This is a genomic window from Neisseria sp. P0009.S008, assembly GCF_051958615.1.
GTDB lineage: Bacteria > Pseudomonadota > Gammaproteobacteria > Burkholderiales > Neisseriaceae > Neisseria > Neisseria subflava.
Genome location: NZ_JBQCVG010000007.1, coordinates 12,335 through 27,452 on the forward strand (window position 1 = coordinate 12,335; position 15,118 = coordinate 27,452).

Here is a 15,118-nt window from a genome sequence, read left to right on the forward strand (position 1 = left end):
TATATACAAAGTTTAGTAAAATTAAAACATACTGTTTTTAACTTATATCAATATTTATCATTATTATCTGCATGTTTTGCTGGTTCGTGATTTGGTTATACCAGTGATGACAAAATCTGATTCTTTTTAAGTAGTTAATGAAAAATGCCAATATGGGTTTAAACTTGATTATTGGGAATTTCATTAATTTAATTATTTAACTGAAAGCAAGAAGATATTTGGTATAGAAAGCGTCATTTGCTTATGATTTTCTATTGATGTTGCGATTTGATAACATTTCTTGACGAAAAAATAGGGGATTGATTAGAATGGGCGGCCAATTGGTCAATCCAATTTATGGCCGTCTGAATAAAACTGTCCTTCAATCATCAGGAATACAACATGACGAAATTGGTTCGTCCGCAAAAAATCAGCGATCAGGTTTTAGCCGTTTTGGAAGAACGTATCGCTACCGGCATTTATGAAGAAGGCAGTAAATTGCCTCCCGAACGTACGCTTGCGGAAGAATTCGGCGTATCGCGTCCGTCGGTCAGGGTGGCATTGAATATCTTGATTGCGAAGCAGGTTTTGGAAGCTCGGCAGGGCGATGGCTATTATGTTTCCGTCAAGCCACAACAGGATTTTTTACAAAGCTGGCAGGATTTGCTTGGCAAACATACCAATTGGGAAACAGACGTATTCGATTTCAGTTGCCACGTTGAAGGCTGTATGGCGGCGCTGGCCGCCGAAAGACGGACTGATGCCGATTTGAAACGCATTGACTTCTGGCGGCAGAAGTTTGAAACGGCTTGTGAAAGCGGAAACTTGGAGCATCAAGCCGAAGCAGATGTCAGCTTCCATCAAACCATTGCCGATGCCGCACACAATATCCTATTCAGCCACCTTTCCAGCAGCCTGCTCAAAATGCTTTATCAGCAAACACGCAGCGGCATTATCTATATCCATCAAACCGAAGACCCGCGCCCGACATTGATTGCCCAGCACCGCGCTATTTTTGAAGCCGTTGCCCAGGCCAAGCCGGCAGAGGCTGCTGAAGCGGCCAAGCTGCATTTGAATTATGTCGCCCGCCGCATTTTGCAGGACAGGGAATATCAAAGCCGCAGCGAGCATGCGGATGTATTGGCACAAAATGATTTGAAACGGGTAGATTGGTAGCGTTTAAAAATAATCAGGCCGTCTGAATTTTTCAGACGGCCTGATTTTGCAAATAAGGACTTTTAGTGCCACAATCTTCATCAATTCTGTCTGAAAACAAAGGAAGCACCATGTACCATCATGTCGAGTATTATCCGGGCGACCCGATTTTGAGTTTGGTTGAAACCTTCAAACGCGACGAGCGTCCTGAAAAAGTCAATTTGAGCATAGGCATTTATTTTGATGACGAAGGCAAAATGCCGGTTTTGGAATCTGTCCGCCGAGCAGAAGCAGAGCGTGCGGCCGTACCGCGACCATCGCCTTATCTGCCGATGGAAGGTTTGGACACTTATCGAAGCGCGGTTCAGCGTTTGTTGTTTGGCAAGGATAATCTGGCATTGGCAGAAGGGCGTGTTGCAACCGTACAGACTTTAGGCGGCTCGGGGGCATTGAAAGTCGGTGCCGACTTTTTGCACCGTTGGTTCCCTGATGCAAAAGCCTATGTCAGCGATCCGACGTGGGACAACCATAAAGGCATTTTTGAAGGCGCAGGTTTTGAAGTGGGGACGTATCCTTATTACAACCCTGAAACCGTCGGCGTGAAATTTGAAGAAATGACTGCGTTTTTCAAAACATTACCGGAAAACAGCGTCTTGATCTTGCACCCATGCTGTCAAAACCCGACCGGCGTAGATATGTCGCAAGCGCAATGGGATGAGGTGTTGGACATCATCAAAACGCACAAGCTGATTCCGTTTATGGATATTGCCTATCAAGGTTTCGGCGAGGATTTGGACAGCGATGCCTATGCAATCCGTAAAGCCGTCGAAATGGGTCTACCTTTGTTTGTCAGCAACTCTTTCTCGAAAAACCTGTCGCTGTACGGCGAGCGCGTCGGCGGTTTGAGCGTAGTGTGTCCCAATAAGGAAGAAGCAGAGCTGGTGTTCGGACAGTTGAAATTTACCGTCCGCCGCATTTATTCCAGCCCTGCCGCGCATGGTGCATATATTGCGTCTGATGTGATGAACAGCGATGATTTGCGCGCTTTGTGGGAAAACGAGGTTTACGCCATGCGCGACCGCATCCGTGCCATGCGTCAGAAGCTTTATGATGTTTTGACGGCCAAAATTCCCAATCGCGATTTCAGCTATTTCATCAAACAACGCGGCATGTTCAGCTATACAGGCCTGACCGTAGAGCAGGTACACCGCCTGCGCGACGAGTTTGCCGTTTATCTGCTGGATTCAGGCAGGATGTGTGTGGCCGGTTTGAATGCATCGAATATCGATTATGTGGCCGAGGCATTTGCCAAAGTGTTGCAATAGCCTTTCAATTTGAAATTGAATGTAGTTTTATTTGAAGTAAATCAAAAGGCCGTCTGAAAAATTTTCATCTTTCAGACGGCCTCTTTATAATTGGCGCACCCAACAGGGATCGAACCTGTGACCTCCAGCTTCGGAAACTGACACTCTTCCAACTGAGCTATGGGTGCGGAAGCCGTAAGGTTAACGCATATTGGCTTTATTGGCAAAGTTTATCTTGAAAGTGTCTGAAAGTGGCATTGGCGGCCACTTTTTTGTATGGCTGGAATAATCAATTAACTACAAAGGCTTAGCAGAATTCAGACGGCCTTTTGAGGATTTTTGCGTATCTTTTTCTCAAGATGGATTGGAAAGCCTTTGCGAATTCAGTATAATCCAGCAAAATATTGTTAATTGCGTTTAACACATAAACTATAACTTACAGCACAACCTAACCTAACGGCGAGGCCTACCAAATGAAACAACTCCGCGACCACAAAGCCCAAGGCTCTGCATTGTTCACCCTTGTGAGCGGTATCGTTATTGTTATTGCAGTAATTTTCTTCCTGATCAAATTGGCGGGAAGCGGTTCATTCGGCGATGTTAACGAAACAACCGAAGCTGCGACTCAAACCCGTATCCAGCCAGTCGGCCAACTCAAACTGGGCGACGGCATCCCTGTCGGCGAACGTCAAGGCGATCAGATTTTCAACAAAATCTGTATCCAATGTCACGCGGCGGACAGTATCGTTCCTAACGCGCCTAAGTTTGAAAATAAAGGCGATTGGGCTCCTCGTATCGCCCAAGGCTTTGATACTTTGTTCCAACACGCTTTGAACGGTTTCAACGCAATGCCTGCCAAAGGCGGTGCGGCTGATTTGACCGATCAAGAATTGAAACGCGTGATTACTTATATGGCCAACAAAGCCGGCGGTACTTTCCCTGATCCTGATGCTGCGGCTCCTGCCGATGCCGCTGCTTCCGGCGAAGCTGCTTCAGCTCCTGCTGCTGAGGGTGCGGCTCCTGCCGATGCTCCTAAAGCAGATGCTGCCAAAGCTGAAGACAAAGGCGCAGCTGCCGGCGGTGCAGACGGTAAAAAAGTTTACGAAGCCAGTTGCCAAGCATGTCACGGTGGTGCGGTTCCCGGTATTCCTCATGTAGGCAAAAAAGAAGACTGGGCTCCTCGTATCAAACAAGGTAAAGACACCCTGCACAAACATGCAATCGAAGGCTTTAACGCCATGCCTGCCAAAGGCGGTAACGGCAGCCTGAGCGACGATGAAGTGAAAGCTGCAGTTGATTACATGGCTAATCAATCTGGTGCTAAATTCTAAAATTTGACTTTAAATCTCGAATAGAAAGCGCATTCTGCATAGGATGCGCTTTTTTCGTGCAGGAAGGCCTGATCTTGCTATAATACGTAAGTAGTAGATTATGGTTTGTCTGAAAGATTCAGACGGCCTTCAAACACAATATTCTTTTAAAGAAGTTCAACCATATTCACATACGACAAAACAATCACGGAGTTATCTCATGGCAAAAAAATATTTCGGTACTGACGGTGTTCGCGGCGAAGTCGGTCAATTCCCTATCAATCCTGATTTTGTCTTGAAATTGGGTTATGCGGCGGGTCAGGTTTTGGTACAGCACGAAGGCGAAATTAAACCGACCGTTTTAATCGGTAAAGACACGCGTATTTCAGGCTATATGCTGGAAGCCGCTCTGATTGCCGGCTTTACTGCCGCCGGTGTCAATGTTATTCAAACCGGCCCTTTGCCAACCCCGGGCGTAGCGTATCTGACCCGCGCTTTGCGTTTGTCTGCCGGTGTGATGATTTCTGCTTCCCATAACGTTTATTCCGACAACGGCATTAAATTCTTTGCAGAAGGCGGTGTGAAGTTGAGCGATGAAATCGAGTTGGAAATCGAAGCCAAAATCGATGAAGAAATGAAAGCCCAGCCGTCCGGCCGTTTGGGCCGCGCGCGCCGGATTAATGGTGCGGATGACCGCTATATCGAGTTCTGTAAATCCACTTTCCCAAGCCATTTGGACTTGCGCGGTCTGAAATTAGTGGTCGATACCGCCAATGGTGCAGGCTATGCAGTTGCGCCTAAAGTATTCCACGAATTGGGTGCGCAAGTAGTCAGTATCGGTGATGAGCCAAACGGCTACAACATCAATGAGAAATGTGGTGCAACCCATCCGAAAGCTTTGCAAGCGGCTGTGTTGCAAAATGAAGCCGATTACGGCATTGCCTTGGATGGCGATGGCGATCGTTTAATGATGGTTGACCGCAATGGCAAAGTTTATGACGGCGACAGCCTGATTTATGTGATTGCCAAAGCACGCGCGCACGAAGGTGTGGAAATCGGCGGCGTGGTGGGTACAGTGATGACCAATATGGCGATGGAAATTGCTTTGAAAGAGCAGGGCGTTGATTTCTGCCGCGCCAAAGTGGGCGACCGCTATGTGTTGGAACAGCTCCATCAACGCGGTTGGCTGATTGGCGGCGAAGCCAGCGGCCATATTTTGTGCATGGACAAACACAATACCGGCGACGGCATCATTTCCGCGCTGCAAGTTTTGGCGGCATTGCAAACCTTGAATCAAGACCTTGCCACCGTCTGCGCCGATTGGCAGCCGTATCCGCAAACCATGATTAACGTCCGCATCAAAAAAGGCCAAAACTGGCAGGACGCTTCTAAAGAAGCTTTAGCTGAAGTGGAAAAAGAACTCGAAGGCAAAGGCCGCGTGGTCTTGCGCGCATCCGGTACCGAGCCTGTCGTGCGCGTGATGGTGGAAGCCAAACAGGCAGACTGGGCGAAAAAAGGCGCAGAAAAAATTGCCGCTGCCATTCAAGGTCAAAAGTAACAGTGTGTTTGATTTTGAATTGAACTAAATAAAAGGCCGTCTGTTGTTCAGACGGCCTTTGTGTTTCATTAGAAGCTTAGTTGCTCAAAACATCAACGCCTTTAGGAGGCGTGAATTTGAACATACCGCTGGAAAGGTTAGGTTTGGTGTTCAAACTGCTGAAGCTGATGCTGGTTTGGTTGCCGAAGCTGTCTTTCAACTGCATGGCGGCGAGGTTGTCGCCTTTGAAGCCGATGCGGATGTATTGATAGCCGGCGTTGTTTTTCTTAGGCGTAGCCAAAACGTAGTCGATACCGTTGGCAGAACCGTCTTCTTTCAGCGTGTAGCTGCTGTCCAATGCGGTTTTGTTGGAGAGGATGGCGGCAGGGCTGTCGCCGATGGTTTGGTCTTGTGAGGACTTGGTTACTTGCGCCAAATCTACGTCATAGAGCCAAATGGTTTTGCCGTCGCCAACAATGGTTTGTTTGTAGGGTTTGGTGTATTCCCATTTGAACAAGCCCGGGCGCAGGATTTTGAATGTACCGTGTGTGGTTTGGGTTTTCTTTTTGCTGTGAACGGTTTGGCTGAAGTTGCCGCTGATACCGTCGGCGTCATTATTGAATTTTTTCAGGGCGTCCACTGCGCCGGCTTGTGCAAAGCCGATGGCTGAAGAAAGCAGCGCGGCAGCGGTCAGGGTGAACAGTCGGGTAGTTTTCATGTTTTGGTTCCTTGTTCGGAGAGATGGGTTCAGTATAGACGTTATGGTGTAACAGGCAAGGGGCTGAATGGAGGGTTTAATTTGTGTAAATATGAAAAATCCAATCAAGTGACTGAAATAATTTCATTTCTTCAGACGGCCTGTATTTGGTTTTGACGTTTTTTTAATGAAGTACACGAGGGTTTGGTGTGGTATTTAATGTCATTTTACGGAAAGCGTGAAATTATAGTCTTTCTGTTTGCTTTTTAAAACGGTTATAATATTTGTCTTTTTAAAACAATGGTTTTGTATGTATCTGAATCCTTATCCTTTATTGGAACAGGCTTTGCTGTCGGACAATCCGGATGAAAAGGGAAGATTGACGCAGGCCTTGTTTGCGCAGTTGGGCGAGGCGGAAGGTTTGACGGTTGATGAGTCGAAACCTGTGGATTGCCGTTTTGCCGGACATCCGCCCCGTCCGCGTTTGGTTGCGCCTTCGGAAGTTACGCCGCGCAAGATGAATACGGTCGAAGGCTATGCGGCCATGTTGCACGCGATTGCGCACATTGAATTTAATGCGATTAATCTGGCTTTGGATGCGGCGTATCGTTTTCGCAATATGCCGTTTCAGTTTGTACGCGATTGGGTAAGGGTAGCGAAAGAAGAAGTGTTCCACTTCGGCTTGATGCGTGGCCGTCTGAACAGCTTGGGCTACGATTACGGCGACTTTGAAGCGCACGGGCATTTGTGGGATATGGCGTATAAAACTGCTTACGATCCCTTGTTGCGCATGGCTTTGGTGCCGCGGGTGTTGGAAGCGCGCGGTTTGGATGTCACGCCGGGTATTCGTGCAAAAGTGGCGCAGCGTGGCGATGTAGAAACCTGCGATGTGTTGGATATTATTTATCGCGATGAGGTGGGACACGTCGCCATCGGCAATCATTGGTATCAGCATCTTTGCCGTGAGCGCGGTTTGGAACCGGTTGCCTTGTTCCGCAGCCTGATTGCGCGTTACGATATGTTTATCTTCCGCGGCTACGTCAATATCGAAGCACGGGAACGTGCAGGATTCAGCCGTTTCGAGCTGGATATGTTGGAAGATTTTGAAAAAAGTTTGAAACAGGATAAAAAGGCCGTCTGAAACGGTAAAACCATTATGGCACATCATCACGATCATTCGCACGCGCATACGCATACCGCCAATAAGCAGGTATTGCGTATTTCATTTTTCATCATTGCCGGATTTATGCTGGTTGAGGCGGTCGGCGGCTGGCTGACCAACTCTTTGGCCCTGCTTTCCGATGCGGGGCATATGTTCAGCGATGCGTTTTCGCTGGGCGTGGCATTGTGGGCATTCAAACTTGGCGAGAAACAGACCACGCTGCAAAAAACATTTGGCTATAAGCGTTTTGAAATTTTGACGGCGATGTTTAACGGCCTGTCGCTGGTGTTGATTGCGGCGATGATTTTTTATGAAGCAGTCAAACGATTGTTTTATCCGCCGGAAATTTTGACGGGCGGCATGTTGGTGGTCAGTATCATTGGATTGTTGGTCAATATCGGCGTGGCCGTTTATATGTTGAAGAATGGTGATACTGAAGAAAACGTCAATATGCGTGGCGCGTATCTGCATGTAATCAGCGATTTGTTCGGCTCGATAGGGGCGATTGTCGCTGCGGTATTGATGATGGCGTATGGCTGGCAATGGGCGGATACGGTTGCCAGCGTATTGGTGGCGGCTTTGGTAGGGCGCAGCGGCTGGAAGCTGTTTAAACAGACTTTGCACATTTTGATGGAAGGCGCGCCGGAAAACATCTATACCGATGAGTTGCTCAGCGTTATCCGTAATACGGAAGGCGTAAAATCCGTTCACGACTTGCATGTTTGGACGATTACCAGCAATATCCACGTTTTGTCCTGCCATATTGTTGTCGATGGCAACATGACGGTTGCAGAGTCCGAACAAATCGCCTACCGCATCGAACATGAATTGGCGCATCACAACATCGGGCATTGTACGATTCAGATTGAAAGCGAACAGCATCCGCATAAAGATGAAGTTTTGTGTTCTCAGGAAATGCACGAACACCATCACCATTAACCATATTCAGGCCGTCTGAAACTTGTTGGATTGTTCAGACGGCCTTCTAAAATCATCAAAGGAACACTTATGACCCAAGCCGTATTATTCGACCTAGACGGCACGCTTGCCGATACCGCACTTGATTTGGGTGGCGCACTCAACACGGTATTGCGCCGACACGGTTTGCCGGAAAAAAGCATGGATGAAATCCGTCCGCAGGCCAGCCACGGTGCAAGCGGTTTGCTCAAACTGGGTGCAGGCATTACGCCCGACCATCCGGACTATATGCAATGGCGCAAAGAGTTTTTGGACGAATACAGCCGCTGCTATGCCGACCAAACCATCTTGTTCGACGGCGTAAACGAAATGCTAGAAGCCTTAATTCAACGCGGTATCCAATGGGGCATTATCACCAACAAGCCTATGCGTTTTACCGATGTCCTCGCGCCTAAGCTCGGGTTTACCGTACCTCCCGCCGTGATTGTCAGCGGCGATACTTGCGATGAACCCAAGCCCAGCGTGAAGCCTATGTTTTATGCGTGCGAACAGATTGGCGTTGAGGCGCAGCGATGTTTTTATGTCGGCGATGCCGAGCGCGATATGCAGGCAGGAAAAAATGCAGGTATGACGACCGTGCTTGCCGATTGGGGCTATATTTCTGCCGAAGACCAAACCGAAAACTGGCTCGCCGATTTCCGTATTGCCACGCCTTTGGATTTGTTGGCAATCTTGCGTTAAAACCCTGTAATAATCCGTTTTCAGACGGCCTGAAACGGCGTAAAATCGTACTAAGTTTGTATTTTTTCAACCGTTTTACTACTTGTAAAGAGAAAAATCATGTTCTTCAAGCATATCGAAGCTGCTCCTGCTGATCCGATTTTAGGTTTGGGCGAGGCGTTTAAAGCCGAAACCCGTCCGGAGAAAGTCAACCTCGGTATCGGCGTGTACAAAGACGCATCCGGTGCGACGCCTATTGTCAAAGCCGTCAAAGAGGCTGAAAAACGCCTGTTGGAAAGCGAAACAACCAAAAACTACCTGACCATCGACGGCGTTGCCGACTACAACGAGCAAACCCAAATTCTGCTGTTTGGCAAAGACCACGAAATCATTGCCAGCCGTCGTGCCAAAACAGCGCAAAGCCTTGGCGGTACAGGCGCATTGCGTATTGCGGCCGAGTTTGCCAAACGTCAGTTGAATGCGCAAACCATCTGGATTTCCAATCCGACTTGGCCAAACCACAATGCCATCGCCAAAGCGGTCGGTATCCAAGACAAACCGTATCGCTACTATGATGCCGCCAAACACGGTTTGGATTGGGACGGTATGATTGAAGACTTGAGCCAAGCGCAAAAAGGCGATATCGTCCTGCTGCACGGCTGCTGCCACAACCCTACCGGCATCGACCCTACGCACGAACAATGGGAAACTTTGGCAAAACTTTCTGCCGAAAAAGGCTGGTTGCCATTGTTTGACTTTGCTTATCAAGGCTTTGGCAATGGTTTGGAAGAAGACGCCTACGGCTTGCGCGTGTTCTTGAAACACAATACAGAATTGCTGATTGCCAGCTCTTATTCCAAAAACTTCGGTATGTACAACGAGCGCGTCGGCGCGTTCACTTTGGTGGCTGAAGATGAAGAAACTGCAGCCCGCGCCCACAGCCAAGTCAAAACCATCATCCGTACCTTGTATTCCAACCCGGCTTCACACGGCGCGAACACCATTGCGCTGGTGTTGAAAAATGATGATTTGAAAGCACAATGGATTGCCGAACTCGATGAAATGCGCGGCCGCATCAAAGCCATGCGCCAAAAATTTGTCGAGTTGCTCAAGGCTAAAGGTGCAACACAAGACTTTGATTTCATTATTGAACAAAACGGTATGTTCTCTTTCAGCGGTTTGACTCCCGAACAAGTTGACCGTTTGAAAAACGAGTTTGCCATTTATGCTGTCCGTTCCGGCCGCATTAATGTTGCAGGCATTACCGATGACAACATCGACTACCTGTGCGAAAGCATTGTGAAAGTCTTGTAATTGTCGAATTAAAGGCAAAGGCCGTCTGAATGATTCAGACGGCCTTTATTTTTAGTTGTGGTGGCTTATCCGGCAACTGCGTTCATTCCCCAATAAATCATGGCATAGCGCAGCAGTTTGCCTGTAATCAGAATGATGGCGCAATGCAAAGCATTGAGCCTGAGCCAGCCTGCGGCAAGGGGGAGGGCATCACCGATAATCGGCAGCCATGCGAACAACAGCGGCCAAATCCCCCATCTTTGTATACGCGCCAATACTTTTTCAGACGGCCTTTTCTTAGCCGGAAACATTCTGCCCATGTAATACGAAACCATACTGCCCAAGCCATTCGCCAAACCGGCGCACAAACATCCGCCGAGGGCATGTTGCGGATATTGGTACACAAATGCGGCGTATGCCGCCTCGGATGTACCCGGAAGTAGTGTGGCCGAAGTGAAGGCAGAAGCAATCAGGGCAAGGTAAGCGTAAAGAAGGGGCATGTTTTGAGTTGCATCAAGTGATATTGTAAAAAAGAAATAGCAAGGTTTAAAAGGAGATTATGCCTATATTTTCAAAATATCAAAATATAAAACCAATATTATTAGTTTTTTTAAAATTAAACGGCTTAAAGGTGATGTAGTCAGATGTCGGAAAATAGTTTTCAAGGTGATGAAATATCAGTATGATACTATCGGCTGTTAATGAGTGTTAAGTTTAATGAACTGCTTTCAGCTCATTTTTGGCGAGTCTTAACAAAACGAAAGGCAAATTATGTCTGCGCATTCACAACAAAATCATACTCCTGCGCTGGTCGTCTTGACCACACTCTTCTTCATGATGGGTTTCATCACCTGCATGAACGATATTTTGATTCCGCATCTGAAAGATATTTTCGAGCTGACTTATGTTCAGGCGATGCTAATTCAGTTCTGCTTCTTTACCGCTTACGCAATTATGTCGATTCCTATGGGTTATTTTGTCGGCAAAATCGGCTATAAAAACGGTGTAATTGGCGGTTTCGTATTGACTGCCATCGGCTGTCTGTTGTTCTATCCTGCCGCCGGCAGCCATTCTTATCCTACTTTCTTGGGTGCGCTGTTTATTTTGGCTTCAGGTGTAACGCTGTTGCAAGTGGCGGGTAACCCTTATGTGACTTTGCTGTCCAAACCAGGTAAAGAATCTGCAACACTGACTTTGGTTCAGGCATTCAACTCTTTGGGTACGACCATTGCTCCGCAAATTGGTGCCTTCCTGATTTTGGCTGATGCGACACAAACTGTCAGCAAAGCCGAGCAAATTTCTTCTGTTCAAATTCCATATTTAGGTTTGGCCGGTTTGCTGATTATTTTGGCTGTGTTCGTCAAAATGATTCGTCTGCCTGACGCAAACAAAATTGCTGAAGAAGAGAGCGAACACAACCATGATGGCAAACACAGCGTATGGCAATACCGTCATTTGGTTTTTGGTGCGGCTGGTATTTTCTGTTACGTTGGTGCAGAAGTATCCATCGGTTCTTTGTTGGTCAGCGTGTTGGGTTACCTGAAAAGTATGGACCACTCGTCTGCCGCAAAATATCTGTCGTTCTACTGGGGCGGCGCGATGGTTGGCCGCTTCTTAGGCTCTGCCATCATGGCAAAAATTGCGCCTAACCGCTATTTGGCATTCAATGCTACCGCTGCCGTTGCCCTGTTGGGTATTGCTATGTTGGCAGGTAAAGCCAGTGCTGATATTGCGATGTGGGCATTGTTGGCCATCGGCTTCTTCAATTCCATCATGTTCCCAACGATTTTCTCTTTGGCAACCAAAGGCCTGGGCCGATTCACCAGCAGCGCTTCCGGCGTATTGTGTACTGCGATTGTCGGCGGTGCGGTTGTGCCTGTGGTACAAGGTTGGGCAGCAGATACTTACGGTCTGATGATTTCTTTCGTTGTATCGGCAATTTGTTACGTATACATCGTCTTCTTTGCTATAAAAGGCTACAAAGCTGACGAATAATTCATCATGATAAAAGGCCGTCTGAAACCTTATGGGATTTCAGACGGCCTTTTTACTTTGTGGCATAATGATTTAAATGACAGGAGGAAAAAATGGCCAAAATCATTTTGCTGCATGGCTTGCACATGCATTCATGGGTAATGAAACCGCTGGCGTATTTGCTGGAACAAGAAGGTTTTGAAGTTGCGCTGTTTGATTATTACAGTGTTTTGCATTCGATGAACCGACATGTCAAAGATTTGTCGCGATGGATTGATGAGAGCCATGCTGATGAAACGCTGCACTTTGTTGGTCATAGTTTGGGCGGGTTGGTCTTACGCAATTTTGCAACAGCATATCCGGATAAAGTCAGCGGCCGTATCGTTACCATGGGTACGCCGCATCAAGGCAGCCGTGCCGCGCAACGTGTGTTCAATATGGGTTTGCAAAAACCGGTATTGGGCGGCTCGTATAAAGGTGCATTGGACGGCAGTATGCCTGAATTGCCCGAGGGTGTTGAGTTGGGCAGTATTGCCGGTAATAAACCGTATGGGCTGGGCCGTGTTTTAGGTTTGCATGGCGAACATGATGGTACGGTTTTGGTCAGCGAAACGCATTGTCCGAATATGCGTGATCATGTCGTTTTACCTGTCAGCCATAGCGGTATGCTGTTTAACCGTAAAACGGTCGAGCAAGTGGTGGCATTTTTGCATGATGGATGTTTTAAAAAGCAATAAAATTTTGTTTATTTAAATTTAACAGCATTTAATGTTAATAATTTGATATATTTTAAAGAAAGTGTCGCAGTTTTGCTGAAGCTGTTTTTATAAAATAACAGGCAGGCCGTCTGAAAATCGGGTTTCAGACGGCCTGTTATGCTAAAATCTGTTAAATACTTATTAAAAAGGCAAAGAACAATGTTTGCTTTCAAATCCTTACTTAATATGCCGCGCTTTGAGGCCATCGCTGTGGCTTTCGCTTTGGTGGCGGCAATGGGTTATACGATTATTTCGCTTGAATGGTTGCCGCATATGTCGATTGTGACGGCGATTGTGGTCTTGCTGTTGTACGGTTTGATGCGCGGCTTGAAATATCAAGATATGCAAAACGGTATGATAGGCGCGGTCGGGCAGGGCATGGGCGCGATTTATCTGTTTTTCTTTATCGGCCTGATGGTCAGCGCGCTGATGATGAGCGGTGCGATTCCGACGCTGATGTATTACGGTTTCGGATTGATTTCGCCGACTTATTTTTATTTCTCGGCGTTTGCGCTTTGCTCAATCATCGGTATTTCCATCGGCAGCAGTTTGACGACTTGTGCAACTGTCGGCGTGGCATTTATGGGTATGGCGGCTGCGTTTCATGCCGATATGGCGATGACGGCAGGCGCGATTGTATCGGGTGCATTCTTTGGCGATAAAATGTCGCCGCTTTCCGATACGACCGGTATTTCCGCTTCGATTGTCGGCATTGATTTGTTCGAACACATCAAAAACATGATGTACACCACTGTGCCTGCGTGGTTGATCAGTGCGGCGTTGATGTTGTGGCTCTTGCCCAATGTTGCCGCGCATGACATGAACAGCGTCGAAGCTTTCCGCGCGCAATTGGAAGCAACCGGTTTGGTGCATGCCTATTCGTTGATTCCGTTTGCCTTGCTGGTTGTCCTTGCCCTGATGCGCGTGAATGCCATTGTAGCCATGTTGTTTACCGTTATAGTGGCGCTGATTGTGACTTACTTCCACAGTACGCCTGATTTGAAACAGCTGGGCGCGTGGTTTTACAGCGGATACAAACTCGAAGGCGAAGCATTTAAAGATATTGCCCGTTTGATTTCTCGCGGCGGCTTGGAAAGCATGTTCTTTACGCAAACCATCGTGATACTCGGCATGAGCTTGGGCGGCCTGTTGTTCAGCATTGGTGTGATTCCGTCTTTGCTGGAAGCCATTCGTGCGTTCCTGACCAATGCCGGACGCGCTACTTTCAGCGTCGCCATGACATCGGTCGGTGTCAACTTCCTGATTGGCGAGCAATATTTGAGTATCCTGCTTTCCGGAGAAACCTTTAAGCCGGTTTATGACAAGCTTGGTTTGCATTCGCGCAACCTTGCCCGTACGCTGGAAGATGCGGGTACGGTCATCAACCCGTTGGTGCCTTGGAGCGTCTGCGGCGTATTTATCAGCCATGCCTTGGGCGTGCCTGTTTGGGAATACCTGCCTTATGCCTTCTTCTGCTACTTGAGCTTGGCTCTGACGCTGGTGTTTGGTTGGACAGGGCTGACTTTGAGTAAGAAGTAAACCGCATTTAAAACAGCAATGCTTTTATAAAACAAGGCCGTCTGAAAACAATTTCAGACGGCCTTGTTTTACTTGAAGTAGCCGTATCAGCATGATTTCACTATAATTGCTGCGCCAATAAAAAAATAATCTAAACAATGAACAAAAAAATCCGCCAAGAAATTTTCGAGCGTTTCCGCGCTGCTAATCCTCATCCGACTACCGAGTTGAACTTTAGTTCACCGTTTGAGCTGCTTATCGCCGTTTTATTGTCCGCGCAGGCAACTGATGTCGGCGTAAACAAAGCGACTGCCAAACTCTTTCCCGTTGCCAATACGCCGCAAGCCATGTTGGATTTGGGGCTGGACGGCGTGATGGAGTACACCAAAACCATAGGCCTCTACAAAACCAAATCCAAGCACATCATGCAGACTTGCCGTATTTTGCTGGAGAAATACAACGGTGAAGTACCTGCCGACCGAGAGGCTTTGGAATCTTTGCCCGGTGTTGGCCGTAAAACAGCCAATGTGGTGTTGAATACTGCATTCGGGCAACCTGTTATGGCGGTCGATACCCATATTTTCCGTGTGGCCAACCGCACCAAAATCGCGCCCGGCAAGGATGTGCGCGAAGTTGAAGACAAGCTGATGCGCTTTATTCCCAAAGAATTTTTGATGGATGCCCATCACTGGTTGATTTTGCATGGCCGCTATACGTGCAAGGCTTTAAAACCGCAATGCAGCAAATGTCTGATTAATGATTTGTGCGAATATCCGGCAAAAATGTAAATAAA

General features: G+C 47.6%; 14 protein-coding genes and 1 tRNA gene. 12 read left to right on the top strand and 3 right to left on the bottom strand.

Annotated features, from left to right (window positions below; all coding sequences use genetic code 11):
- Positions 1–381: 381 nt before the first annotated feature.
- Positions 382–1,155 carry a FadR/GntR family transcriptional regulator gene (locus ACTHSQ_RS06985; protein ID WP_308187233.1) on the top strand — a complete coding sequence of 258 codons (774 nt, stop codon included), beginning with the start codon at positions 382–384 and terminating at the stop codon, positions 1,153–1,155.
- 110 nt (positions 1,156–1,265) lie between these two features.
- The gene (locus tag ACTHSQ_RS06990) at positions 1,266–2,459 is read left to right on the top strand and encodes an amino acid aminotransferase (RefSeq protein WP_003684931.1); all 1,194 of its coding nucleotides are present in this window, start codon (positions 1,266–1,268) and stop codon (positions 2,457–2,459) included.
- Between the two features lie 91 nt (positions 2,460–2,550).
- On the opposite strand, the gene ACTHSQ_RS06995 is transcribed toward ACTHSQ_RS06990, so the two are convergent.
- Positions 2,551–2,626, bottom strand: a tRNA-Arg gene (locus ACTHSQ_RS06995).
- Positions 2,627–2,911: 285 nt separating this feature from the next.
- Here ACTHSQ_RS06995 and ACTHSQ_RS07000 point away from each other — a divergent pair.
- Positions 2,912–3,769 carry a c-type cytochrome gene (locus ACTHSQ_RS07000; RefSeq protein ID WP_003685059.1) on the top strand — a complete coding sequence of 286 codons (858 nt, stop codon included), beginning with the start codon at positions 2,912–2,914 and terminating at the stop codon, positions 3,767–3,769.
- A 199-nt stretch (positions 3,770–3,968) separates the two neighbouring features.
- Positions 3,969–5,306, top strand: coding sequence for a phosphoglucosamine mutase (glmM, locus tag ACTHSQ_RS07005; RefSeq protein WP_036472859.1), 1,338 nt, complete (start codon positions 3,969–3,971; stop codon positions 5,304–5,306).
- A gap of 76 nt (positions 5,307–5,382) precedes the next feature.
- Here glmM and lolA read toward each other — a convergent pair whose 3' ends face one another.
- The gene (lolA, locus tag ACTHSQ_RS07010) at positions 5,383–6,003 is read right to left on the bottom strand and encodes an outer membrane lipoprotein chaperone LolA (protein ID WP_440371465.1); all 621 of its coding nucleotides are present in this window, start codon (positions 6,001–6,003) and stop codon (positions 5,383–5,385) included.
- Positions 6,004–6,292: 289 nt separating this feature from the next.
- Between lolA and ACTHSQ_RS07015 the strand changes: the two genes are divergently transcribed.
- The 4 genes from ACTHSQ_RS07015 (at position 6,293) to ACTHSQ_RS07030 (ending at position 10,096) form a co-directional block, all read left to right on the top strand.
- Positions 6,293–7,123, top strand: coding sequence for a ferritin-like domain-containing protein (locus tag ACTHSQ_RS07015; protein ID WP_254324600.1), 831 nt, complete (start codon positions 6,293–6,295; stop codon positions 7,121–7,123).
- 15 nt (positions 7,124–7,138) lie between these two features.
- Positions 7,139–8,083 (top strand): cation diffusion facilitator family transporter, encoded by a 945-nt coding sequence (locus ACTHSQ_RS07020; protein ID WP_440371466.1) that lies wholly within the window; start codon positions 7,139–7,141, stop codon positions 8,081–8,083.
- Positions 8,084–8,152: 69 nt separating this feature from the next.
- Positions 8,153–8,803 carry an HAD family hydrolase gene (locus ACTHSQ_RS07025; RefSeq protein WP_440371467.1) on the top strand — a complete coding sequence of 217 codons (651 nt, stop codon included), beginning with the start codon at positions 8,153–8,155 and terminating at the stop codon, positions 8,801–8,803.
- Between the two features lie 99 nt (positions 8,804–8,902).
- Positions 8,903–10,096, top strand: coding sequence for an amino acid aminotransferase (locus tag ACTHSQ_RS07030; protein WP_036493785.1), 1,194 nt, complete (start codon positions 8,903–8,905; stop codon positions 10,094–10,096).
- A 65-nt stretch (positions 10,097–10,161) separates the two neighbouring features.
- Here ACTHSQ_RS07030 and ACTHSQ_RS07035 read toward each other — a convergent pair whose 3' ends face one another.
- Positions 10,162–10,575 (bottom strand): YqaA family protein, encoded by a 414-nt coding sequence (locus ACTHSQ_RS07035; RefSeq protein WP_154954414.1) that lies wholly within the window; start codon positions 10,573–10,575, stop codon positions 10,162–10,164.
- A gap of 271 nt (positions 10,576–10,846) precedes the next feature.
- On the opposite strand from ACTHSQ_RS07035, the gene ACTHSQ_RS07040 reads away from it, so the two are divergent.
- From ACTHSQ_RS07040 to nth, 4 genes are all read left to right on the top strand, one after another.
- Positions 10,847–12,070 carry a sugar MFS transporter gene (locus ACTHSQ_RS07040; protein ID WP_049352773.1) on the top strand — a complete coding sequence of 408 codons (1,224 nt, stop codon included), beginning with the start codon at positions 10,847–10,849 and terminating at the stop codon, positions 12,068–12,070.
- Between the two features lie 92 nt (positions 12,071–12,162).
- Positions 12,163–12,786: an alpha/beta fold hydrolase gene (locus tag ACTHSQ_RS07045; RefSeq protein WP_440371468.1), complete on the top strand. Its 624-nt coding sequence runs from the start codon at positions 12,163–12,165 to the stop codon at positions 12,784–12,786.
- A gap of 180 nt (positions 12,787–12,966) precedes the next feature.
- Positions 12,967–14,346, top strand: coding sequence for a Na+/H+ antiporter NhaC (nhaC, locus tag ACTHSQ_RS07050; RefSeq protein WP_049352769.1), 1,380 nt, complete (start codon positions 12,967–12,969; stop codon positions 14,344–14,346).
- Positions 14,347–14,483: 137 nt separating this feature from the next.
- Complete coding sequence (gene nth / locus ACTHSQ_RS07055; protein WP_440371469.1) at positions 14,484–15,113, top strand: endonuclease III; 630 nt, start codon at positions 14,484–14,486, stop codon at positions 15,111–15,113.
- Positions 15,114–15,118: the final 5 nt, after the last annotated feature.

Excerpts from the sequence above, each read along its gene's own strand:
- glmM (WP_036472859.1), top strand. The coding sequence starts at position 3,969 with ATGGCAAAAAAATATTTCGGTACTGACGGTGTTCGCGGCGAAGTCGGT.
- nth (WP_440371469.1), top strand. The coding sequence starts at position 14,484 with ATGAACAAAAAAATCCGCCAAGAAATTTTCGAGCGTTTCCGCGCTGCT.
- ACTHSQ_RS07000 (WP_003685059.1), top strand. The coding sequence starts at position 2,912 with ATGAAACAACTCCGCGACCACAAAGCCCAAGGCTCTGCATTGTTCACC.
- ACTHSQ_RS07035 (WP_154954414.1), bottom strand. The coding sequence starts at position 10,575 with ATGCCCCTTCTTTACGCTTACCTTGCCCTGATTGCTTCTGCCTTCACT.
- ACTHSQ_RS06985 (WP_308187233.1), top strand. The coding sequence starts at position 382 with ATGACGAAATTGGTTCGTCCGCAAAAAATCAGCGATCAGGTTTTAGCC.
- ACTHSQ_RS07025 (WP_440371467.1), top strand. The coding sequence starts at position 8,153 with ATGACCCAAGCCGTATTATTCGACCTAGACGGCACGCTTGCCGATACC.
- ACTHSQ_RS07015 (WP_254324600.1), top strand. The coding sequence starts at position 6,293 with ATGTATCTGAATCCTTATCCTTTATTGGAACAGGCTTTGCTGTCGGAC.
- ACTHSQ_RS07020 (WP_440371466.1), top strand. The coding sequence starts at position 7,139 with ATGGCACATCATCACGATCATTCGCACGCGCATACGCATACCGCCAAT.
- ACTHSQ_RS07045 (WP_440371468.1), top strand. The coding sequence starts at position 12,163 with ATGGCCAAAATCATTTTGCTGCATGGCTTGCACATGCATTCATGGGTA.
- nhaC (WP_049352769.1), top strand. The coding sequence starts at position 12,967 with ATGTTTGCTTTCAAATCCTTACTTAATATGCCGCGCTTTGAGGCCATC.
- ACTHSQ_RS07030 (WP_036493785.1), top strand. The coding sequence starts at position 8,903 with ATGTTCTTCAAGCATATCGAAGCTGCTCCTGCTGATCCGATTTTAGGT.
- lolA (WP_440371465.1), bottom strand. The coding sequence starts at position 6,003 with ATGAAAACTACCCGACTGTTCACCCTGACCGCTGCCGCGCTGCTTTCT.
- ACTHSQ_RS07040 (WP_049352773.1), top strand. The coding sequence starts at position 10,847 with ATGTCTGCGCATTCACAACAAAATCATACTCCTGCGCTGGTCGTCTTG.
- ACTHSQ_RS06990 (WP_003684931.1), top strand. The coding sequence starts at position 1,266 with ATGTACCATCATGTCGAGTATTATCCGGGCGACCCGATTTTGAGTTTG.